Annotated in this window: 21 protein-coding genes; 18 read left to right on the plus strand and 3 right to left on the minus strand. The window is 44.1% G+C overall.

Annotated features, from left to right (window positions below):
• Positions 1-52: 52 nt before the first annotated feature.
• From AC0J2F_RS01650 to AC0J2F_RS01715, 14 genes are all read left to right on the plus strand, one after another.
• On the plus strand, positions 53-946 hold the full coding sequence (locus AC0J2F_RS01650) for an AraC family transcriptional regulator (protein WP_473008340.1): 894 nt from the start codon (positions 53-55) through the stop codon (positions 944-946).
• A 38-nt stretch (positions 947-984) separates the two neighbouring features.
• Positions 985-1,635, plus strand: coding sequence for a CatA-like O-acetyltransferase (locus AC0J2F_RS01655; RefSeq protein WP_473008342.1), 651 nt, complete (start codon positions 985-987; stop codon positions 1,633-1,635).
• Between the two features lie 61 nt (positions 1,636-1,696).
• A complete protein-coding gene (locus AC0J2F_RS01660) occupies positions 1,697-2,164 on the plus strand; it encodes a hypothetical protein (protein WP_473008343.1) in 468 nt (155 codons plus the stop codon).
• Positions 2,165-2,183: 19 nt separating this feature from the next.
• The gene (locus AC0J2F_RS01665) at positions 2,184-3,911 is read left to right on the plus strand and encodes a T9SS type B sorting domain-containing protein (RefSeq protein WP_473008344.1); all 1,728 of its coding nucleotides are present in this window, start codon (positions 2,184-2,186) and stop codon (positions 3,909-3,911) included.
• Positions 3,912-3,972: 61 nt separating this feature from the next.
• A complete protein-coding gene (locus AC0J2F_RS01670; protein WP_473008346.1) occupies positions 3,973-4,518 on the plus strand; it encodes a CIA30 family protein in 546 nt (181 codons plus the stop codon).
• A gap of 2 nt (positions 4,519-4,520) precedes the next feature.
• The gene (locus AC0J2F_RS01675) at positions 4,521-4,979 is read left to right on the plus strand and encodes a hypothetical protein (protein WP_473008347.1); all 459 of its coding nucleotides are present in this window, start codon (positions 4,521-4,523) and stop codon (positions 4,977-4,979) included.
• Positions 4,979-5,752, plus strand: a complete 774-nt coding sequence (locus tag AC0J2F_RS01680) for an SOS response-associated peptidase (RefSeq protein WP_473008349.1) — start codon at positions 4,979-4,981, stop codon at positions 5,750-5,752. Before AC0J2F_RS01675 ends, AC0J2F_RS01680 begins: the two co-directional genes overlap by 1 nt.
• Entirely contained in the window at positions 5,749-6,447 is a 699-nt protein-coding gene (locus AC0J2F_RS01685; RefSeq protein WP_420379553.1) for a hypothetical protein, read from the plus strand. The genes AC0J2F_RS01680 and AC0J2F_RS01685 overlap by 4 nt, the downstream gene beginning before the upstream one ends.
• A gap of 46 nt (positions 6,448-6,493) precedes the next feature.
• The gene (locus tag AC0J2F_RS01690) at positions 6,494-6,925 is read left to right on the plus strand and encodes a DUF2147 domain-containing protein (protein WP_473008350.1); all 432 of its coding nucleotides are present in this window, start codon (positions 6,494-6,496) and stop codon (positions 6,923-6,925) included.
• A gap of 128 nt (positions 6,926-7,053) precedes the next feature.
• The gene (locus tag AC0J2F_RS01695; RefSeq protein ID WP_473008351.1) at positions 7,054-8,991 is read left to right on the plus strand and encodes an alpha-1,4-glucan--maltose-1-phosphate maltosyltransferase; all 1,938 of its coding nucleotides are present in this window, start codon (positions 7,054-7,056) and stop codon (positions 8,989-8,991) included.
• Positions 8,991-10,616, plus strand: a complete 1,626-nt coding sequence (locus AC0J2F_RS01700) for a trehalose synthase (RefSeq protein WP_374958574.1) — start codon at positions 8,991-8,993, stop codon at positions 10,614-10,616. Before AC0J2F_RS01695 ends, AC0J2F_RS01700 begins: the two co-directional genes overlap by 1 nt.
• 9 nt (positions 10,617-10,625) lie before the next feature.
• Positions 10,626-12,545 carry a 1,4-alpha-glucan branching protein GlgB gene (glgB, locus tag AC0J2F_RS01705; protein WP_473008353.1) on the plus strand — a complete coding sequence of 640 codons (1,920 nt, stop codon included), beginning with the start codon at positions 10,626-10,628 and terminating at the stop codon, positions 12,543-12,545.
• Between the two features lie 26 nt (positions 12,546-12,571).
• Complete coding sequence (locus tag AC0J2F_RS01710) at positions 12,572-14,965, plus strand: glycoside hydrolase family 31 protein (RefSeq protein ID WP_473008354.1); 2,394 nt, start codon at positions 12,572-12,574, stop codon at positions 14,963-14,965.
• A gap of 54 nt (positions 14,966-15,019) precedes the next feature.
• Positions 15,020-15,649 (plus strand): FMN-binding negative transcriptional regulator, encoded by a 630-nt coding sequence (locus AC0J2F_RS01715; RefSeq protein ID WP_473008356.1) that lies wholly within the window; start codon positions 15,020-15,022, stop codon positions 15,647-15,649.
• A 185-nt stretch (positions 15,650-15,834) separates the two neighbouring features.
• Here AC0J2F_RS01715 and AC0J2F_RS01720 read toward each other — a convergent pair whose 3' ends face one another.
• Complete coding sequence (locus tag AC0J2F_RS01720) at positions 15,835-17,127, minus strand: carboxypeptidase-like regulatory domain-containing protein (RefSeq protein WP_473008357.1); 1,293 nt, start codon at positions 17,125-17,127, stop codon at positions 15,835-15,837.
• Between the two features lie 218 nt (positions 17,128-17,345).
• Between AC0J2F_RS01720 and AC0J2F_RS01725 the strand changes: the two genes are divergently transcribed.
• On the plus strand, positions 17,346-17,843 hold the full coding sequence (locus AC0J2F_RS01725) for an NADAR domain-containing protein (RefSeq protein ID WP_473009354.1): 498 nt from the start codon (positions 17,346-17,348) through the stop codon (positions 17,841-17,843).
• A gap of 11 nt (positions 17,844-17,854) precedes the next feature.
• Complete coding sequence (locus tag AC0J2F_RS01730) at positions 17,855-18,211, plus strand: hypothetical protein (protein WP_473008358.1); 357 nt, start codon at positions 17,855-17,857, stop codon at positions 18,209-18,211.
• Positions 18,212-18,361: 150 nt separating this feature from the next.
• Here AC0J2F_RS01730 and dnaK read toward each other — a convergent pair whose 3' ends face one another.
• Complete coding sequence (gene dnaK, locus AC0J2F_RS01735; protein ID WP_374958576.1) at positions 18,362-20,263, minus strand: molecular chaperone DnaK; 1,902 nt, start codon at positions 20,261-20,263, stop codon at positions 18,362-18,364.
• A gap of 180 nt (positions 20,264-20,443) precedes the next feature.
• On the opposite strand from dnaK, the gene AC0J2F_RS01740 reads away from it, so the two are divergent.
• Complete coding sequence (locus AC0J2F_RS01740; RefSeq protein WP_374960297.1) at positions 20,444-21,868, plus strand: L-serine ammonia-lyase; 1,425 nt, start codon at positions 20,444-20,446, stop codon at positions 21,866-21,868.
• Here the strand turns inward: AC0J2F_RS01740 and AC0J2F_RS01745 are convergent.
• Complete coding sequence (locus AC0J2F_RS01745) at positions 21,865-22,332, minus strand: nuclear transport factor 2 family protein (protein WP_374958019.1); 468 nt, start codon at positions 22,330-22,332, stop codon at positions 21,865-21,867. The genes AC0J2F_RS01740 and AC0J2F_RS01745 overlap by 4 nt on opposite strands.
• Positions 22,333-22,421: 89 nt before the next feature.
• On the opposite strand from AC0J2F_RS01745, the gene panB reads away from it, so the two are divergent.
• Complete coding sequence (gene panB / locus AC0J2F_RS01750) at positions 22,422-23,240, plus strand: 3-methyl-2-oxobutanoate hydroxymethyltransferase (protein WP_473008360.1); 819 nt, start codon at positions 22,422-22,424, stop codon at positions 23,238-23,240.
• The last annotated feature ends 2 nt before the right edge of the window (positions 23,241-23,242 follow it).

Here is a 23,242-nt window from a genome sequence, read left to right on the forward strand (position 1 = left end):
TTTAGCTAAATTTGCATAGTTGGTTTGGTACGATTTATGCCAACTTATTAATGTGAATAAAGACACGACCATGAAAGTGAGCAAACAACCCCTACTTGAAGCCATTGCCCCCGCCCTGGGCAGTTCTTTTAGCGTGACCAATTTTGCCGATCAGCGCAAACAGGACCGCGCGGCTTGGCATTTCCATCCGGAGATAGAATTGGTCTATGTAGACCAAGGTTCTGGGAAACGCCATATTGGGAATCACTTGTCCTATTATAATGAGGGCGATCTTATTTTAATAGGTAGTAATGTTCCCCATTTTGGTTTTACTGACCGTTTGACAGGGAACAGCGAAGAAGTGGTGATTCAATTCAAAGAAGACTTTTTAGGGCCAGAATTCTTTGAAAAGCCAGAAATGAATCAGATCAAAAAACTTTTCAAACGGGGAAAACAAGGGATAGTGTTCTACGGCCAGACCAAAGAGGTTATTGGGAAACAGATGTCTGCCCTAACGCAAATGACTCCGCTAAACCGCCTTACTGGCTTGTTGAATATTTTGGAGCAACTCTCTTTAAGCGATGAGTACAAGTTACTAAACATCGATTCTGTAATTATAGAGGCAAAACCTCAAGACAATAATCGTTTAGAGCTCTTACACGACTTTGTGAACCGAGAATACACCCGTCATATCCCTCTGGCAGAAGCAGCCAATATGGTAAGTATGACAGAGCAGGCCTTTAGTCGTTTCTTTAAAAAGAAGACCGGCAAGACCTTTACGCAGTTTGTTAACGAGCACCGTTTGGTTCACGCCTCTAGACTCTTGGCAGAAGAACCTATGGGTATCACAGATATCTGCTACGATAGCGGTTTTAACAACTTCTCCCACTTTAATAAACTGTTTAAGAAGTTCAGCGGAAAAAGCCCGTCTCAGTACCGAAACGAGATTCAAAAGGTCCTGGAATAGACTTGTCTTAGTGGCCTGAAATGTCGACTTTTGTTCTTATGAGCGAATCGGCAAAATACACTGCACTCGATCTAGAAAATTGGTCGCGTAAAGAACATTTCGAGTTCTTCAGTGCCATGGAAGAGCCATTCTTTGGGCTCACGGTACAACTGGATATGCGAAAAGCATATCATTATTGTAAGGCCAAAGGTTATTCCCTTTCTATGTATTATCTCTACGCTGCGGCTTGGGCCAGTAATGAGGTAGAATCCTTTCGCTACAGAATAGTGGATAGCAAACCGGTAGTTTTCGAAACTATTCACTTGAATGCGGTTCAATTAAGACCAGACAAGAGCTTTGTGTTCACTTATATGCCTTTCGCCAAAGATTTTGAAAGCTTTCTTAAGCTTGCCGAACCCGAACGTAAAGCAGCGCTTAATAGAGCCGGTTTGGGAATTACCGAAGACACTAAGCGTTTGGATTCTGTCCACTATTCCGTTTTACCTTGGATTGATTTTAGCAGTCTTTCTCACGCCAGATCATTCAGTTTTCCAGACAGTTGTCCTAAAGTGAGTTTTGGCAAATTGGTCACCGAAGCAGACCAAATGAGAATGCCTTGCGCAGTGCACGTGCACCACGGTCTTATAGATGGATATCACGTAGGGCAATTTTTAGAAAAATTACAAGCCTTTTTAGATCAAAGCCGATAGTTTTACTACTAGAGGATTGTGGCTTTTTTGTCTATCTTAGTCAAAAATTGCGACACTACAATTGATTGTTAAAAGCAGCCTTGGAGGAGTCACGGGAAAGTATACCTGTGTATTATTGGGTTTGATGTTTTTGATCTTCGGATCTATGCAAGCTCAAGATGCCTTTTGTGCCGATTTTAAAGAAGGAAGTTTTTACATTCCACCTACAGATGAGCTGCCTGTTTCCTATAAGATCACACGACAAGGGGAATCCTTGGTGGAGACTGTTGCCAGTGCTCCGAAAGGATTGCTCTCTGAAGAAGCTGTAAAACCTAAATACGGTGTGATCAAATGGATCGACGAATGCTCTTACAGAATTTGGTTCGACGATTCTAAAGGGCCGTTAGATGAAGTACAGCAAATGATCAATCGCAACAACGGCGTTCTTATAGAATTCCTGAGTATGGATGGCAACTGTGTGAACTATAGAGGGACCCTAGAGAAACCCGATGAGATCGTTACCTTTTTAGGGCAACAATGTAAAGACTAAGAGCTTTTTCCTATTCTGAATGCGTTTATTATTGGTCATAGGATTTTTACTGACAAGCCTGCCAGGCTTTACGCAAGATTGTCCTAACCTAATAGCGCCAGCCGCAGGAGCAACAAATGTTCCTGTAGACAGCCCAATCACTTGGGAAGAAGTTGTCGGAGTTACCGGTTACATTATTTCTCTAGGCACAACACCTGGAGGCATTGAAATTGTTGCGAACCAACCTGTAGGTTCGGTTACTACTTACAATCCGCCTTTGGGCTTACCGGAATCCACAACCATATATGTGACCATTACGCTATTCTTTTTTGATCAGCCAGATATTATATGTGAGCCCATATCATTTACCACTAGAAACGAAGTCAATCCTCCAACCTGTACCCAACTCAACGCACCTGTCAATGGCAGTACTGGCGTAAATGTGGGCGCGAACCTGAGTTGGAATTACGCCCCAAGAGCCACAGGTTATCGCTTAACTATAGGAACTGCCCCTGGCTTGGGCGATATTGCGCTTAATTTAGATGTAGGGAATGTACTGACTTACAACCCTCCTGCGGACTTTCCTGCAGCGACAGAGATCTTTGTACAAATAGTACCTTATAATGAAAATGGCATTGCGAGTTCTTGTATTGAAGAATCTTTTATTACTGGAGATTTAGGAGATCCTCCCGGCTGTACCATGCTTATCAATCCGGTTGATGGGCAGTTCAATGTAGCCCTTTCACCTTTATTGGAATGGGAACCTGTACCTGGTGCCACTGGTTATTTGCTTTACATAGGGCGATCACCTTTTGAAAACGATGTGGTAGATGGCGCCATATTTACAGACACTTCCACCTTTGTATTTAATTTTGAACCCAATAACACCTACTTTGTCAGAATAATTCCTTTTAACGAGGCTGGTCAAGCTGTAGACTGCCCCCAAGAGTCTTTTTCTACTATTCTTGGATGCGGTCCTTTCTTTGACGAAGACACCGGCGAACTGGTTGTTTTAAATCCAGAGATAAGTTTTCCTGATATCGTTGGGATTTGTCTTGGACAAACCCCAAGAGTCATCACGGCCACAGACCCCGCAGATGGCTACCGCTGGTATCGCGTTACAGATTCTGGAGACCTTTTGGTTATCTCCGAAGAAGCTACCGTAGCACTAGAAGAGACGGGGACTTATGTTTATGAAGCCTATGTACTTACCGACGATGGTCAAGGTTCCGTTTTAGAGTGTTCCAGCTCCTCAGAATTCACGGTAGTGGCCTCTCAAGAAGCGCAGATCGATGATTTTTTTATCCGTCAGTTCGGGGAGGTGTTCAATGTAGAGGTTGTGGTTTCAGGCATAGGAGAATACGAGTACGCCTTAGCAATAAACGGCCCATATCAAGACAGTCCAGAGTTCAATGGACTCGCAGAGGGTAATTATGTGCTCTATATTAGAGATCGAAACGGCTGTGGCATAGTACAGCGCCCATTTAGACTGTTGTTTCCTCCTACTGGTTTTCCTCCTTATTTCTCACCCAATGGAGATGGGGTAAATGATCTTTGGAACTATGTACCACCGCGACTAGACCCATTGCCTTTAAAGGACATTTATATTTATGACCGATACGGGAAACTCCTGGCTCGAATAAATCCAAACGGTACTGGTTGGGACGGCCAATACAAAGGGAACCCCCTCCCTGCAGCTGGCTACTGGTATCGTGCAGAAACTTTTGACAATCAAGTTTTTAGAGGATTCTTTTCTTTAGTACGTTAAGAACATTATCTTTTTATCAAGGCGCTGGACTTGCCAAATAAAGCCGTAAATTTGAGTAAAAATGATTACAAAAGCATCGGTGCTTATAGCGGTAATTACTATGTGGGCAACACAACCCTTATTATTGGATTTTGGAACAACTGGGAACAATCAGGAATGGTTCGCTCTTAATGATAATGTTATGGGTGGAGTTTCTAGTGGTAAATTGAATTATACGCCCAGCAGTTTTGTTTTTGAAGGACAGGTCTCTTTAGAGAACAATGGTGGTTTTGCCTCGGCTAGAGGGCCGTTTGAGGCTATGGACCTCTCAAAATTCAGCACTGTTATTATAAAGTATCGGTCTAGTGGTATGGACTTTGCACTCAGCCTAAACAACAGCAGGCTGTGGTATCGACCAAACTACAAGTCCAAACTTCCTAATACCGAGGGTCAGTGGAAGACCATCAATCTAGATCTAAATGCCTTTAAGGAGTATCGCGTTGGCAAAGAAACTGGCAACTCTATAGATCAAAAGGTTTTACAAAAAATCATTCGTTTAGGTATAATCTCGGACGAAAAACGGGCGGGCATTTACAGTATAGAGGTAGATTTTATCAAGTTCAGTTAACTATGAACGCATCGGAGTATCCAAACTATCCGGAATTAATAGCCCTTAAGAAGTTTACCCAAGCACATCAACTTAAAATCAAATCAAAAGGGTTACCCTCCAACCTTCTACCGGATCATCTTGTGATCTGTTTTAGCTTCAGATCGAAGCCGATCGAATTACACTATCACGACGAGTATGGCGACCTGGAGATAAACAATACGCTTTTACATATCGCTTGCTGTTTGGAGGTATTAGAGGATGTTGAAGACAATACGGACTACCTACAATGGTGCACTGAAATTGGTTTTGATGCAGCCAAATCCGGATTGCTCGATTATTATAAAGCCTTGGTGCACTTTAACGATAGTATTAGAACATATTTTAAGGATCAGAGCGTAAAATCTTTTGTAAATTCGTTGGACTTTCAACTCAATCAACGGGCCGTGCAAGCCTTGCGAAACAACGATTTTAGTCTCTGATGTGTTACGATATAAAAGCTAGTCTGGAATCTCAGCTCAAGCGAGCCAAACGCAACAATGATCTTGCTGCTATTTTAGAGATAGAACAGAAACTAGCCCCATATACCGACCTACCGGCACATCATAAAAGCGGATTTGCACATCCTAAACTTCTTATTTATACCGCTGCGGAACCGTTTAAACCGATCATTGCCCACTGGGGGCTTATCCCCCGTTGGGTTAAAGATTCTGAACTAAAGAACAAACTCTGGAACTCCACCATAAACGCCCGTGGCGAAACCTTGGCAGATAAACCCTCCTTTAGAGATGCCTATAAAAGCAAACGGTGCTTGGTCTATCTGGATGGTTTTTACGAACATCACCATCAAGACGGCGAGACCTATCCCTTTTATATCTATCAAAATGACGAAAGTCCTTTATGTGTAGCCGGCTTGTGGAGCGAATGGACAGACCGCGACAGTGGAGAGGTTTGGACCACCTTTAGTCTGGTAACAACAAAGGCAAATAGCATGATGGCCAAGATCCATAACAATCCTAAGGCCAAAGAGGCTCGCATGCCTGTGCTTTTAAATGAAGCCGAAGCAGAGCTGTGGTTAAATGCAGATGCTAATCAGCCAGAACAAAAAGAAGCCTTGGCTGCACTTATCCAGCCATGGACAGGATCTGATTTAGCGGCACATCCAGTGGCTAAATTACGCGGAAAGAATTATCAGGGAAACATACCAGAGATCACCGAGAAAGTCCATTACGACGAATTAAAATTAACCCTATGAACCTAAGAACTGTACTATTCTTATCTATCAGCATTTTACTGTTAACTGCCTGTAAACAGGAACCTCAGCAGGACAAGCCAAAAGTAGATCCAGACACGATCGTGGCAGAAGTTGCGATAATTAGAGGGTTTTCTGTTCGAGATTCAGCAGGAATTATGGTGGCCGATGCCTTGCGCGCTATGCAATCTGTAGAATACAATGCCAAAGGCCAGGAATTGGCCAATAAATTCTTTAACCAAAACGGTACGGTAGCTTGGGAAGATCAGTTTTTACTTAACGAAGAAGGGCAAAAAATAGGTTCTCGCTATTACGAAAATGGCGAACTCAAAATGACCTACAAATACGACCTAGATGACCAAGGGCGTCGTGTCGGGTACAGAGCGCACGATGCCAGTACTGGTGTTGAAATGTATCGCGGTTTCTCAAAATACGAGAACGGCGGAGGTCTTAGAATCGACGGAAGCGCACCTGGGCCGAACGCCGTGGTCCAATGGAATTACGAATATAGCTTTGACAAAAATGGCGAGGAAACCGGTTATGTTTATATCGCTGCGGATGGGAAACGTTTTCCGAGTAACTATAGCGTCAAAGAACGCGATGAACAAGGCCGTTGGCTTAGACGTGCGGTGGTGACCAATGATAAGGTGACTGCAATCGAGACCCGAGAATTCAAATCACTAACGGACTCGCAGTAATTTTGGACAAGCAGACCCGACTTAAGGTATTGTAATGCTAAAAGAGATGAAAAGAAGATCGCTATTATTCACTGTACTTTTCTTACTAACCCATTTTGTCTTAACGGCTCAAAATTCTGGCAAAGGTCCAGATGCCGTACTTGGACGTTATTGGACCCCTACTAAAAATGCTAAGATCGAGATCTACAAAGAAGGAGCTAAATATTACGGGAAGACCGTTTGGACAGAAAGATCGGGAGTAGACACCTTGAATCCAGATCCAAAAAAGCGCAACCAATCCCTACTGGGCCTAGTTTTCTTGACCAATTTTACATACGATGACGGAAAATATGTGGACGGACAGATCTACGATCCGCAGAATGGAAACATCTATTCCTGTAAAATGTGGTTAGAACCAGACGGCGATCTTAAAGCCAGAGGATATATCGGTATCTCACTATTCGGTCGGACAGAAGTCTTTGAAAAGATAGAAGAATAGGCCACAATTAAAGGCTAGATCGCGCAAACGTTTTCGATAATTTTTACTGGTAATTAGCGCCTTAGGGGTACCATTTAAGGTGTCTAATGTTTATCTTTACCCCCAACCAAACCAGCAAACTAGTCCGAATGAATCAAAGTCGCGTAATTATTGAAAATGTACGTCCGCAGTTAGAAGGCGGAGCCCATGCTATAAAGAGCATCGTTGGCGAGTACATTCCGGTAACTGCAACCGTAGTTGGCGATGGGCACGATGTTATCGCCGCTTCGCTACGCTACAAGCATCAATCCGAAAAAAAATGGAGTGAAACCCGAATGCAGGCTACCGGAAATGATCAGTGGGCTGCTGGTTTTGTTACAGACAAGCAAAGAGCATATCAATACAAAATTGAGGCTTGGGTAGATCACGCCTTAAACTGGCAGCACGGCATAGAGCGCAAGATCGATGATAAGCAGCACGTAAACTCTGAATTGTTAGAGGGTGCAGAGTATCTGGCAGAAGTTGCCAAACAAGCCAATGTCTCCGAAAAGAAATACTTAAACGAACTCATTACAGCCTTCAAAGATGCTGGACAATATGAAAAAGCAGTTCAAGAGGCCGTTTCTCAAAAGCTTCACGAGCTGCTTTTTAAATATCCACTCAAGAGTTTGGTAAATGAGTCTGCCTCTCTAGAGGCCTATGCAGACCGGGAGAAAGCCCGCTTTAGTACCTGGTATGAATTCTTCCCGAGATCTGCTTCTAAAGTAGCAGGACAACACGGAACTTTTAAAGACTGTGAGGCCCTTTTGCCACGCGTAGCTAAAATGGGCTTTGACGTCTTGTACTTCCCTCCTGTTCACCCAATAGGACGCGTAAACAGAAAAGGAAAGAACAACAGCACCGAGGCTCAAGACGGCGATGTAGGATCTCCCTGGGGTATTGGCGCTGAAGAAGGCGGACACAAAAGCTTACACCCAGACTTGGGCAATGAAGCCGATTTTAAGTCCCTGGTGGATAAAGCCAAAGAACTGGGCATAGAAATAGCCATGGATTTTGCCTTACAGGCGGCTCCAGATCATCCTTGGGTGAAATCCAACCCAGAATGGTTCAAATGGCGCCCGGACGGCACGGTGCAATACGCAGAGAACCCCCCGAAGAAATATCAAGACATACTCCCTATCCATTTTGAAAGCAAGGATTGGAAGAACCTTTGGCAAGAAATGCTCGACTGTGCCATGTATTGGGTAGAAGAATTCGGGATCCGCATCTTTAGAGTGGATAATCCCCATACCAAGCCTTTTTATTTCTGGGGATGGCTAATGGCAGAAGTCAAGAAAAAGCACCCAGATGTATTGTTCCTATCCGAAGCATTTACACGCCCAGCCGTGATGCATCAACTGGCCAAGCAAGGCTTTAGCCAATCCTATACGTACTTTACCTGGCGTAACAACAAGCAAGAGCTTATCGAGTATGTGGAAGAGTTGACCAAGACCGATCAGAAGTACTTCTTTAGACCAAATTTCTGGCCTAACACTCCAGATATCAACCCGTGGGCCTTACAAGGTGGCAACGAGGCCATACACTTGAGCCGTTATTTCCTAGCCGCTACCCTAAGCTCCAATACCGGGCTTTACGGACCGGTTTATGAATTTATGGTGAGCGATGCGGTCCCTGGGAAAGAAGAATACTGGGATTCTGAAAAGTATCAATTACGCCACTGGAATTGGGATGCAGAAAACAAACTGACCACCTTGATCAGTAAGATCAATCACATCAGACACCAACACGCCTCGCTACAACAAACCAACAACATCAAATTCTTGAGTGTAGAGAACGAGCAACTCCTGGCCTTCTATAAGAGTGATGCTAAAGGGCACGATGAAACCCTAATGGTGGTGAATCTAGACCCTTATTACCCACAAAGCGGTTGGATAGAACTTCCATTAGAAGAAATGGGCGTGGCAGAAGGGCATTCAATCACCGTACACGACCTCATTACAGAGAGCAGCTATATCTGGAACAAACGCTGGAATTTTGTAGAGCTGCATCCTGCACTACCTTTTCATTTGTTTAAAATCAAAAAGTAATGGCCAAGGCTAAATCGACTGTAAAGAGCACAACCAACTTCAATGTTGCTTGGGAAGCCCTTATGGACGACCCAGGCTTTGTAAAGATGTTCCTCTCTGAAGTATTGGAGCGTTACATTGTTCAGCAGCGTTGGTATGGCGGCAAGTCTAGTAAACTCAAGTATATTGACCTGACGGAATACTTCCGTATTGAACAAAACGAAGAGGTCTATTACGGACTGATCTTGGAGATTAATTTCGAAGAGGCTTTCTACCAGCATTATTTTTTACCGATCGCTTTTGTGACCGATGAGAACTTCGCCAAAGAAGATCGGATCATGAACTTGAGCATTCAAGGACAAGAAGGCTTTCTTATAGACGCTGTAAACCTAGAAGCCTTTAGAAAATTGGTCTTCGAAAGGATTTTACACGCCCAGAAAGGATCGGAAGCACGCGTAAAATACCATCGTGGGGAATCTTTTGTAGAGACCCAGTACGAGTCTTCTCGTTTTATGGGAATGGAGCAATCCAACACTTCTATAATCATCAACGAACGCTTGGTGATCAAATTCTTCCGCAGGATCTATGCCAACAAGAATCCGGACTATGAGATGTCTCGCTTCTTGTCTGACAAAAAAGGGTTTAAGAATACTCCAAGTTACCAGGGAAGTATCAACATCATTGACTCAGACAACCTGATCATTACCATTGCGCTGATGCAAGGCTTGGTGCCCAACCAAGGCGACGCTTGGGAATATATGCTGGGTAAACTCAAAGGTGTCTTTGAGAATCTGGAACATAAAAACATAAAGATAAATCAGCTGCCGCGCACCGAGTTGTTTGCCCGATTGACCATAGCCGACGTACCGCCACAGATCATCGACTGGGCTGGACTCAGCTTGTTCTTGGAATTGCAACAGTTGGCTAAGCGTACAGCAGAAATGCATATAGCACTGGGATCTGAGTTCGAGGAAACGGCCTTTGCTCCGGAACGCTTTAATGGCGATTATGAGGTTTGGTTAAAGAATCGTTTGCTGTATCAGTTCCAAAACCGACTGAATACACTAGAGAATAACCTACATAAGTTAGATGGCTTGGCCTTGGATCTGGCAAAGGACTTCTTGGAACAAAAGAACGAGATAAGAAAACGCTTTTTAACCTTTAACTGGACCAAGCTCAAAGGAGAGCGTTTACGTGTCCACGGAGATTATCACTTGGGGCAAATCCTAGTCCAGAACGGTGATTTTTATATCCTTGATTTCGAAGGAGAACCAGAAAGTACCATCCGAGACAGAAAGGTAAAACAACCTCCGCTTAAGGATGTGGCCGGTTTGTTCCGCTCTTTCCATTATGCCATTTACGCTACTATCTTTAACGAAGGAGAACATTTCCCTTACGAGCAAAAAGATTTGTTCGCGGCCGGAGAATTGCTTTACCGTTACATGATCGGCGTCTTTTTGAACACGTATACGGATGTAGTACGCAATGCCAACATTAACATTGGGTATGAACAGGAACGCGTTTTCATGCTCAAATACTCCATGTTAGAAAAGGCGGTTTACGAACTCGGTTACGAAATGAATGCGCGTCCGCGCTGGGCGGTGATTCCTCTAGAAGGGATCGCATCAATAATGAATGAAAACTAAGATTAGCACATGTCTAAGGTAATAGCACACAGTTTTTTCAGCGATTTTGACATTGACCTCTTTAAGGCCGGAAAGCACTTTAAACTTTACGAGAAGTTTGGAGCGCATTTAACGGAGGTAGACGGGGTTCAAGGCGTGTATTTTGCCGTTTGGGCTCCTGCTGCCAAGGCGGTCTCTGTAATAGGAGATTTCAATTATTGGCTAGAAGGAGAGCATCCGCTCAACATACGCTGGGATGCCTCTGGAATTTGGGAAGGCTTCATCCCCGGGGTGCAAAAAGGCGCTAAATACAAATACAAGATCCACAGCCATCACAACGACATAAAGACTGAAAAGGCAGATCCTTTTGCCTTTAGAACAGAACATCCGCCTAAGACCGCTTCTATAGTTTGGGATGCGCCTTACACTTGGAAAGACAATAACTGGCTTAAAGAACGACCTAAGCGCAACGCGCTGGACCAGCCGTTCTCTGTTTATGAGGTACACTTAGGATCTTGGATGCGCAATGGTGCAGAAGACCGCCCATTGACCTATATCGAACTAGCTACAGAACTGGTCGATTATGTAAAGAAAATGCAGTTCACCCATGTGGAGTTCATGCCAATTATGGAATACCCTTATGATCCTTCTTGGGGCTACCAACTTACGGGCTACTTCTCTCCTACTTCTCGTTTTGGGAAGCCAGAGGATCTTAAATTTTTGATCGATGCGCTGCACCAAGCTGGAATTGGTGTGATCTTGGATTGGGTGCCTTCGCACTTCCCAGAAGATGCCCACGGTCTTGGACTCTTTGACGGAACACATGTATACGAACATCCTGATCGTAAAAAAGGCTATCACCCAGACTGGAAGAGTTTGATCTTCAACTACGGACGCAACGAAGTACGCGCCTTTTTGATCAGTAATGCCCTCTTCTGGTTAGATCAATACCATGCAGACGGCCTGCGTGTAGATGCGGTAGCTTCTATGTTGTATCTGGATTATTCCAGAGAAGATGGGGAGTGGGAACCGAATCAATTCGGTGGCCGCGAGAACTTAGACGCGATCTCCTTTTTTAAAGAGCTCAATGAAGCTGTATATGGCGAGTTCCCTGGCGTACAGACAATAGCCGAGGAATCTACCTCATTTCCCATGGTCTCTAAACCTACTTTTTTAGGCGGATTAGGCTTTGGAATGAAATGGATGATGGGTTGGATGCACGACACCTTGGAATATTTTAAGAAGGAGCCTATCTACCGACAACATCACCAGAACGACATTACTTTTAGTCTTACCTACGCCTTTACAGAGAATTTTATGCTGCCGCTGAGCCATGACGAGGTGGTCTACGGTAAGAAATCTATTCTAGATCGCATGCCGGGTGATACTTGGCAGCGTTTCGCCAATTTGAGGTTACTCTACGGATGTATGTTTACCCACCCAGGAACCAAGCTACTCTTTATGGGAGGAGAATTCGGACAATGGGGCGAATGGGATTACAGCAAGAGCCTAGACTGGCATTTGACTGAGTACGATGACCACAAGAATATGCAGCAATATGTAGCAGCCCTGAATGGACTCTACAGAAAAGAAAAGGCTTTACATGAAAAGCAGTTCAATGCAGAAGGCTACGAATGGATTGACTATACGGACAACACAAACTCGGTGCTAGCCTTTATTAGAAAAGGAAACGGCCCTAAGGACGATCTAGTAATTATCTGCAATATGACACCGGTAGTACGTGAGAACTACCGCGTAGGTCTGCCGCAAGCAGGCGCTTATAGAGAGATATTCAATTCTGACGATCCAAAATTTGGAGGCAGCGGCGTTGTGAGCACTCAGCGACCTAAAGCAGAAGCCATCCGGTCTCACAATAGGGACTATTCGCTGGCCTTTACCTTGCCCCCATTGGGAATCAAGGTCCTGAAACGCGTCCAAAGCAAATCTTAACCACACGACAAAGACGACATTAATCTATGATCACAAATACCGAACTCGAACGGAAAGGGAACCAGTTTCCTGGACCGATTACCACCTTTAGTAAAAAAGCAGACACCTTTAGCATAGCGGCAGATAATGGCGTACTGCTGCAGATCACTGTGATTCGGGACAGTATCTTCCGATTTCGCTATGCGACAGAAGGAAATTTTCCAGCGGATTTTAGCTATGCCTTAGATAAGAACGCTACACACGGTTATAACCACTTGGAATATTCCGAAACGCCTGACACTTTTATCATAAAGACAGCCAAGTTAGTGTTGCATATAGATCGTGTGTCCATGAAAAAGCGTATTTATGATCTGGAGGGCACCTTGATCAGCGAGGATGAAGCTGGTTTCCACTGGGAGTTCAGCTACGAGCACGGATCTGACATCGTTAAAATGAGTAAGCACGCCCAGAAGATGGAGAGTTACTACGGTTTGGGAGACAAGCCAATGCACTTTAACCTCAAGGGCAAACGCGTGGAGAACTGGGTGACCGACCAATATGCTTTTGGGAAAGACCAGGACCCGCTCTACAAAGCCATCCCTTTTTATGTTGGCTTGCATTCGGACAAGGCTTACGGAATATTCTTTGACAATACCTTTAGAACCTTTTTTGACTTTTGTCAAGAAAGAAGAGATACCACGAGTTTTTGGGCGCAGGGAGGAGAAATGAACTACTATTTCATTTATGGACCTGGAATTGACCGTGTGGTGAGTAGTTATACCGATCTTACCGGAAAGCCAGAAATGCCGCCACTTTGGGCCCTTGGCTTCCATCAGAGTAAATGGAGTTATTATCCGGAAAGCAATGTGCGCGAAGTAGCTAGCAAATTCCGCGAATTGCGAATTCCTTGCGATGCGATCTATCTGGACATTGATTATATGGACGGATTCCGTTGTTTTACATGGAACAACGAATACTTCCCAAATCCGAAGAAAATGATAGACGACCTAGAAGCAGACGGCTTTAAAACGGTGGCTATTATCGATCCGGGAATCAAGATAGATAAGGACTACGATATCTATAACGAAGCCTTAGAAAAAGACTATTTCTGCAAACGTGCCGATGGCCCCTTAATGAAAGGAAAGGTTTGGCCGGGCGAATGTAACTTCCCTGACTTCACCAATCCAAAAGTACGCGAATGGTGGGCAGATCTATACCATGAGCTCATAGGCGAGACTGGAGTTCACGGCGTTTGGAACGACATGAACGAACCTGCTGTGATGGAAGTTCCTACCAAGACCTTCCCGCTCGACGTGCGCCACGACTATGACGGACATCCTTGTAGTCACCGCAAGGCACACAATATCTACGGTATGCAAATGGCCCGTGCCACCTATCACGGAGTAAAAAAATACACCTATCCGAAGCGTCCGTTTATCATTACACGTTCTGCTTATTCTGGAGCCCAGCGTTATTGTTCTTCTTGGACTGGAGATAATGTCGCCACCTGGGAGCATCTTTGGGTAGCTAACCAGCAGATACAACGCATGTGTCTTTCGGGTATGTCCTTTATTGGAACCGATATCGGTGGATTTGCCGAGCAACCTACCGGTGAGCTATTTAGCCGTTGGATACAGTTAGGTGTGTTCCATCCGTTCTGTCGCGTGCACTCTTCTGGAGATCATGGCGATCAGGAACCTTGGTCATTTGACGAAGAGGTAACCAATATTGTGCGCGATTATGTAGAACTGCGTTACCAGTTGTTACCTTACCTCTACACCATGTTCTGGGAATATGCACAAGAGGGTATTCCTATGATCAAACCTTTGGTTTATTTTGATCAGGAGGATCACCAGACCTTTTACCGTACCGATGAATTTATCTTCGGAAACGATATTTTGGTCTGCCCTATCTTGGAACCCAATGCACAAGGACGCCGTATGTATATCCCTCGTGGGCTTTGGTATAACTACTGGAGTGACGAAGTGGTTGAAGGTGGCAAAGAACTTTGGGTCGATGCAGATATCAATAAGATCCCACTCTTTGTACGCAGCGGGTCTATGATCCCTAAATACCCTGTTCAGCAGTATGTTGGAGAGAAAAAAGTGGAATCTTTGACCTTAGACGTTTATTACAAGGAAGGCAAAGGACAAGCCAAGGTTTACGAAGACGGACAAGACGGCTACGACTACAAAAAAGGTCGTTTCAGTTTGCGCTCCTTTAAGTTGACAGGTAAAACTAAAGAACTGATCATTCAGCAACATAAAGAAGGTAAGTTTGTGACAGACTACGATACCATTACCTTGAAATTCCACGGATTACCTTTTAAGGTGACTGCTATAGAACTGGATAACCAATTGGATACCAGCATAAAATTCAATGGAGAAGCTACTTTACAGATCACCAAGGATTTTACAGAATTGCATCTTATCGGCGAATAAGAATTAGCATTTTACACTTAAATATGGCCAAGGATATTTGATATCTTTGGCCTTATGTATATACCAGAACTCTTTAAAGAGACCGATCAACAAAAGATCACGGAGTTTTTAAAGCAAAATGCTTTCGGGCTACTCATCACTCAACACCAGGGTAAACCCCTAGCCACACATTTGCCATTAGAATATCTAGAAAAAGCCGGAAAGGCATATTTACATGGGCATTTTGCCAAGGCGAATCCGCAGTGGAAATCCTTCGAGGAGCAAGAGCAGGTCTTGGCCGTATTCAATGGGCCACACTCTTATGTTTCTGCCAGCTGGTACAGCATAGAAGAAGTTTCAACCTGGAATTACGTTTCTGTTCATATTTACGGAAAATTGAGAACTATGGCCCAAGAAGAACTGATGCCAATGCTCGAAGCCTTAATGGACAAATACGAAAGCGATGTGCAGCGGCCGGTTGTCATGAGCAAACTTTCTAAGAAAACCTTGAATCAGGTATACGGAATAGTTGGATTTGAAATTGAGATCACCGAGCTACAAGCCAAGTACAAAATGTCTCAAAATCGCTCTGAAAAAGACTATGACAACATCGTTGAGAACTTGGAGGACGGACGCGGGACTCAAGCGGCAGAAACAGCAAAACTTATGCGTGAGTTTAGGCCAGACCTTAGCGGCAACAAATAATATTAAATACTTCCAATCGAATTAATTTAGAGGGAAAACCCTGTTGACCTTCAGGGAGTTAAACACTACATTTACTGTCTTTGCACGCAACTGCAATCGACTTAACGCAATTGTAGTGAAAAAGAAAAAAATTCTGCTACATGTTCAAAGAACCCGATCGGCACGGATCGGGTTTTTTATTGATGCTATTTGTTTTCTCGGCGCATTTGCCTTTGAATCTTATTTATTGCAGTCTCAATAGACTTTTCGGGTTCAATAACATTTCTTGGCCCCCAGAAATCAGGATCGGAGAATCCAGTGATCGCATCGGTGATCACCACAGAAGGGCGTAATCTATCTTTAGGTCTAGCAACCTGATCGTTCGAGATAAGCTCCCAGTCTGTCACGGCCATTTCACTGTTCAAGGTGTAAATGGAATTAAAAAGTTTGCGTTTTTTATTAATCTTAAAGCTCAAATCCACACTGCCGTAACCATAGAACCAGCGGCCATCCTTTTCTCTGTAATCTACACGATATGCCGCCTTTAAAGGAGTTACCTCGATATCTCCGGGCTTTCGTCTCACAAAAAGGGCACTGGCTGCCTTTTTATCGTTGAGCAGTAATTGGTAGTTGGCACTGGTCAAAGCAAGCGTCTCGGTATCTATGTATAATTGCCCATAATAAAGCGGATCTAAAACAAAGTCCTTCTGTTTAAAATTGACCACATAGACCGGTCTGTCGTTTACTGCGGTAGAACGTTCCAAAGAAAAGTCGTAAAGATCATAAGTGTCTTCGGTAAAGATGTACTCCGGATACTTCATAATATCCAAATACAAGGTGGAAAAAGGACCGCCTTGAAGTTTTAGTGCAACGGTGTCCAACCTACGGTAGTCTGTACTCTTCCGTGCTTTATCTAAGGAAACAACGTCCTTAATATTATTCGTGCTCGGTTGTTTGTAAAGGTTCACTACCGCCTCAGTAAGAGAAACATTTCGGTTTCTCCTTTTAATGGTCTCCCGGTAAAAAGCAGTCATTCTAGCCGTCTGGGGGAGCGTATTCTCTCCTCGCTTTCTAAACACAGCGCGAACTAACGCATTGGCATCTGCAAAGCGAGTTACACTGATCTCACTGAGTTGAGAAACCTCTATATTGAGGTAAATGGTGTGTCTGTCCTTAGGTATCTCGCTTAGCTCGGCTGTATAGGTCTCAAAACCAAGCATGGTAACCTCTAGGGCCGCATCTAGATGTTCATTGGGCACTTTTAAAAGGTAGTTGCCTTCAGTATTACTTACAGTACTAATATTTGTACCGCTAACCAATAAAGTGGCAAAGACCACAGGATCCTTCCCTTTACTGTCTAATATCTTTCCGCGAAATTCGGTATACTCCTCTGCAGCATTCTGGGCTATAGTCGCTGCGGATGGTACTAAGAGTAAGATCGACAGCAGCAGCACCAGACCGCGGAAATTGCACTTTGGAGTTTGTGGTTGGGCTCGCATTGGGCAAAATTTAGCATCAGATTAGTCCACCTAATTTACTAATTAATAGAATAATAGGTATAAATACGCTGTCTAGATTTAAAACAGTCCTATACTTTGTGTGCAAATAATAACACATAACAACATTCCATCCAAAACCTCAAGGCGTAACCATTAACGGACAGCATTACACCTTAACCACATTTTATTATCCAGGCTATCAGACCAGTTATGATCTGATATACGAGGCCGACTTTCTAGGAAACTTTTACCCTTGTAGTTTGACACTGAATCACGGAGGTGTTTCCGCTACATTTCACAATACGGAAGCTGCTTTTCAAGCCACTAAATGGTGGTATGATCCGAAAATACGAGCAGAATTTGAAAACGCACTGACCGGTGGCGATGCCTTTAAAATCAAAAAGAAGTATCGAGGTACGGAAGACTGGACTTACGGTGGTTATGGTAGTAATTTGAATGCCATGCGCGCCATTCTAGACGTCAAATTTGCGCAAAGTGATTTTAAACAAGGTCTTTTAGATACTGCGAACTCCTATCTACTAGAACATAATGAAAAACAAGGGCGTGACAACTTCTGGAGCGATGACAACAACGGATTCGGTCAAAACCATTTAGGATTAATGCTCATGGAAATTCGAGCCCAATTGGGAGGCAAAGCCAATCCTGCAGTTGGCATTCCAGTTGTCGACTTCACTAAAAATGTCAAATACCATTAAAACCATATATCATGAATTCACCATTAAAAGCAAAAATGATCATACCAAAAAACGGCCATGCCTTATGGACTAAACTAATGCAAAACGGCAGTGCTGCGCAAAAGGGAATTTCAGAAGGCGACTTTATCGCTGCCTCTTTTGCCCAATTCAGTGATGGAACCTATGTCTTTGGCGGCATCGCTCAGGGGCCAGAAAACGAGTACAACTATCCGGCATTTATGGTTTTCAAGGCGGATGGCAATCAAGTGGCCGGTTGGCCTATAGACCCTTCCGATTGGAAAGATTTTAGTGTAAAATCCATTTCGTATTGTATTGATCCTGACTGTGACCAAGATCAATACCAATTAGAAATAGTCGAAGCAGATTAGACCAAAATTTTGTGTAAGGTCACTTTAAAAAGCTGATCTTACGCGATAAGACCATAAAAAAACCCAGCCAAATGGCTGGGTTTTTAAGTTATATATGTTGTGAATTACTTCACTTCTTCGAAGTCTATCACGTGTCATGCACGTGACAGGCTACTTGACTTCTTCGAAGTCTACGTCTTCTACATCAGAACCCTGATCCTCTCCCGCAGCATTGGCATCACCTGTCGGCGCACCTTGTTGCTGAGCTTCGGCTTGGGCTTTGTACATTTCCTCGCTTGCCACCTTCCAGGCCTCGTTCAGCTTGTCTAGCGCAGGTTGGATCGTTTCTACCTCCTTGGTCTCAAAAGCCTTTTTAAGGTCTTCTAAAGCAGCTTGGATAGGCGCTTTCTTATCATCGCTGATCTTATCGCCAAACTCTTCCAATTGCTTTTCGGTTTGGAAGATCATCGCGTCAGCTTCATTGATCTTGTCTGCCTTTTCTTTTGCAGCCTTATCTGCCTCAGCATTAGCTTCTGCCTCTGCTTTCATTTTCTCGATCTCCTCTTCTGTAAGTCCAGAAGATGCTTCGATTCGGATGTCTTGAGATTTTCCAGTAGCCTTATCTGCAGCGGTCACTTTAATGATACCGTTAGCATCGATATCAAAGGTCACCTCAATTTGAGGCATTCCGCGCGGTGCTGGTGGAATTCCATCTAAGTGGAATCTACCAATGGTCTTATTGTCTGCTGCCATAGGACGCTCCCCTTGCAGTACGTGGATCTCTACACTTGGCTGGTTGTCTGCAGCCGTAGAGAATACTTGAGACTTTTTAGTAGGAATGGTCGTATTGGCTTCGATAAGCTTGGTCATTACGCCACCCATGGTCTCAATACCCAGTGAAAGTGGTGTAACATCTAGAAGCAAAACGTCTTTTACGTCTCCGGTAAGTACCCCACCTTGAATTGCAGCTCCAACAGCTACAACTTCGTCTGGGTTAACACCTTTACTCGGTTCCTTGCCAAAGAATTTCTTTACAGCCTCTTGTACTGCAGGGATACGAGTTGAACCTCCTACTAGGATTACTTCGTCGATATCAGAAGTAGAAAGTCCTGCGTTCTTAAGAGCGGTTTGACATGGCTCTATAGTTCTTTTTACCAAGTCGTCGATCAGTTGCTCAAATTTAGCACGGCTCAAAGTGCGTACCAAGTGCTTTGGTCCACTAGATGTAGCCGTAATGTATGGTAAGTTGATCTCGGTCTGAGAAGAAGAAGACAATTCGATCTTGGCTTTCTCTGCAGCTTCCTTAAGGCGTTGCAAAGCCATAGGATCTTGTCTGAGGTCCATGCTTTCGTCTGCTTTGAACTCGTCTGCCAACCAATTGATGATCTTGGTATCCACATCGTCACCACCCAAGTGGGTGTCTCCGTCTGTTGCCAATACTTCAAATACGCCGTCTCCAAGCTCCAAAATAGAAACGTCATGCGTTCCACCTCCAAAGTCGAATACAACGATCTTTTGATCAGATGTCTTCTTATCTAGTCCATAAGCCAATGCAGCTGCTGTTGGCTCGTTGATAATTCTACGAACGGTAAGTCCTGCGATCTCTCCAGCCTCTTTTGTTGCTTGACGCTGAGAGTCATTAAAATAAGCCGGAACGGTAATTACGGCCTCAGATACAGAAGTACCTAAATAATCTTCTGCGGTTTTCTTCATTTTCTGAAGTACCATTGCAGATAATTCTTGTGGCGTGTAAAGACGACCATCTATATCCACACGTGGCGTATCGTTGTCTCCTTTTACCACTTTATATGCAGCGCGATCTGCCTCTTGCTGAGACTCGCTGTATTTGTTCCCCATAAATCGTTTGATAGAAGCTACGGTCTTGGTTGGGTTGGTTACCGCCTGACGCTTTGCAGGGTCACCCACCTTGATCTCTCCGCCTTCTACAAAAGCAATTACGGATGGTGTTGTTCTTTTTCCTTCGGCATTCGGAATCACCGTAGGCTCGCTTCCTTCCATTACGGCGACACACGAGTTGGTGGTTCCTAAGTCGATTCCAATTATTTTACTCATAATTCTATGCTATAGGTGTGTTGATTCAAAATTTAAACTCACTCCCCTATAGTCAATCATTATGCCAGTCGTATTTTTATGACAGGCTGTCAGTTGAATTGTCAGGCACTAAAAATTAATACTCTGGCAATAGAAAATTATCTGCCACAATGAACTAAATTTAGCCCCTAAAATACTACCGTGGAAAGCATCAGTGTATTCGATATGCTCAAAATAGGCGTTGGCCCTTCGAGCTCGCATACTTTAGGCCCCTGGCGGGCCGCCAACCGATGGATCAAGATCGCCAAGAAACGCGGTTATTTCAAACAGATCGATCAGGTAACCGTTAATCTTTATGGCTCTTTGTCTTTGACAGGAAAAGGTCATGCCACAGACATTGCTGTGCTTTTAGGTCTCTGCGGATTTGACCCTGTGAGTTTCCCAACGGATAGGATCGAAGCAGAGATCGCACTGATTAAAGAAAACAAGACCCTGGCCCTTAACGGAGAGCGTCCCTTGCAATTCGATATGGACAAACAAATTGTTTTTAATAGAGAGTTCCTTCCCTTTCATCCGAACGGGATCGAATTCATAGGGTTGCTCAACAACGGCAAGCTCTTTAAAAAAACCTTTTACAGTATCGGAGGTGGATTTGTAGTAGAAGAATCTCGCAAACGCGCCGCCGCTAAAAAAGAGGCTTTTAGCCATTTTCCCTATCCGATCCAGCGAGCAGATGAGCTTCTTCAATATTGTCAATCATTAGGCATGAAAGTGTCCGAAGTCGTCTATCAGAATGAATTATCACTCCGCAGTCCGGAGCAGATAGACGCAGATTTCAAGGCAGTTTGGGACGTAATGTTGGAGTCCATGTATATTGGCTGCCACACAGAAGGTGTGCTGCCCGGCGGGTTAAACGTACGCAGACGAGCTTATGATTCTCATAAAAAACTCATCAGAAACACCAACTACAGCAATCCACAAGAATGGATCGCTGCCATCCGTGACGGGGAGGTGAAATTCCGAGAGATCTTAAAATGGGTGAGCTGTTTTGCCCTGGCGGTCAATGAGGTGAATGCTTCCTTAGGCCGAGTTGTAACGGCTCCTACCAACGGAAGCGCAGGAGTTATTCCAGCGGTGCTGATGTATTATATGGTCATTGAGAACCACGACGCGAATTTTGACGATGTAAAACAGTTCTTATTGGTAGCCGGAGAAATTGGCAGTCTCTTTAAGAAAGGAGCGACTATATCTGCTGCCATGGGTGGTTGTCAAGCAGAGATAGGGGTGTCTTCTGCTATGGCTGCGGGAGCATTAACCGAGATCATGGGAGGAAGCCCTGAACAGGTCTTAATGGCCTCAGAAATTGCAATGGAACATCATTTGGGCCTCACCTGTGATCCTATTGCCGGCCTAGTTCAAATACCGTGTATAGAACGCAACGCCATGGGAGCAATTAAAGCCATTAATGCAAGTGAGATGGCTTTAGACAGCGACCCAAAGAATGCCAAGGTGCCTTTAGATAAGGTGATCAATACCATGTGGCAGACCGCGAATGATATGAATACCAAATACAAGGAGACCAGTGAAGGTGGCCTCGCGGTCAATGTAGCTCTATCGGACTGCTAGTCCTGCTGTTCACAGCTTCCTTTGCGTCTGCTATCAATAAGACTTTGAATACGCCAACCGTCATTGGTTTGAATTAGCGTAAAGGCATTGGCTCCACAGTGACTAAAACTTCCGTTGAGATAAAACCTGTAAGGAGTCCAAACTTGAGCCAGATCCCCATCTATTTGAACCGAGTAATCCAATAGTTCTTCTTTCCACACCTGCTCTGCCGGCCGTTGTGCTATACCCTCCAAGAGTCTATCTACAGAACCAGTAACCAAACGTTTTTCACCATTGGGCGTGGTATAGACCGTATAGGTGGGGACTTCTTTTAAAAGTACGGAGCGCATAAGGGTGGTGTCACCCTTGTGAAAGCCTTCGAAAAAGGTGTCGATAACAGCCTTTGCGTCCTCTTGAGTAAAATCTTGGGCCTGTACGCTGAAGCTAAAACTCAGCAAAAGAAATAAGGAAATTCGTCGAAACATGATGTAATAAATGAAATATAGACTATACGACTCCGTGTCGTTCGGTTTCCTGTTAAAATTAGTATTTTTATTGCCTAAAACCTTATTAAATGTCTACGGCCAAAAAAGAATACAAAAGAATAACCACCAAAACTTTGGTGGATATGAAGCATAACGGTGAAAAGATATCCATGCTTACTGCTTATGATTATACGATGGCCCGTATTGTTGACGGTGCAGGTATCGATGTGATTCTGGTGGGAGATTCTGCTTCTAATGTAATGGCCGGACATGAAACCACCTTGCCTATTACTTTAGATCAGATGATCTATCATGCATCTTCTGTAATTCGCGGTATTACTAGAAGCTTGGTAGTTGTAGACCTGCCTTTTGGGACCTATCAGTCGGATCCTAAAGAAGCCCTGCGATCTGCAATCCGCATTATGAAAGAAAGTGGCGGTCACGCTGTAAAACTAGAAGGGGGACGCGAGATCAAAGAATCCATTAAGCGCATTCTAAATGCCGGTATTCCGGTAATGGGACATTTGGGCTTAACACCACAGTCGATCTACAAGTTCGGAACCTATACCGTCCGTGCAAAAGACAAAGATGAGGCCGAAAAACTCAAAGAAGATGCTTTGATGCTGGAACGTATTGGATGCTTTGCCATAGTTTTAGAAAAGGTTCCTGCTTCTCTAGCGGCAGAAGTTGCCAAGAGTGTACAGATACCTATCATTGGTATTGGAGCTGGCCCAGGCTGCGACGGACAAGTATTAGTAACTCATGATATGTTGGGGATGACCTACGAGTTCAATCCGCGTTTTTTACGTCGATATTTGGATCTGTACACCGAGATGACCAACGCTTTCTCCAAATACAGTGAAGATGTGAAGTCGGGCGACTTCCCGAACGAGGACGAGCAATACTAAAA

The organism is Gilvibacter sp. CC01, assembly GCF_055755295.1.